Genomic DNA, 230 nt, shown 5'->3' on the forward strand with positions numbered 1-230 from the left:
GGCCGCCTTGCGCTCCTTCGCCTGCCGGTCGAGCTCCTGCGCGGTTCGGTAGACGTTGAGGAACCCGGCCGCGCAGCCGACGACGAAGAACGCGATCAACATCCAGGGCGACGTGCCCCACCAGCGATCCAGGACGATGCCGATGCCCGTCCCGACCACCACGGCCGCCGCCAGCTCGACGGCGACCCGCATTCCGGCGCCCATCCCGGAGTCGCCCTTGTCCGACCCCT

The 230-nt window shown here is 71.3% G+C and carries 1 protein-coding gene; it reads right to left on the minus strand.

Annotation, left to right across the window (positions count from 1 at the left end):
- A partial coding sequence (locus tag R0J92_RS27355) for an AtpZ/AtpI family protein (protein ID WP_411053992.1) occupies positions 1 to 230 on the minus strand: 230 nt, incomplete at both ends.

Origin of the sequence: Tritonibacter sp. SIMBA_163 (assembly GCF_046535935.1) — a bacterium.
In the GTDB taxonomy this organism is placed as follows: domain Bacteria; phylum Pseudomonadota; class Alphaproteobacteria; order Rhodobacterales; family Rhodobacteraceae; genus Epibacterium; species Epibacterium scottomollicae.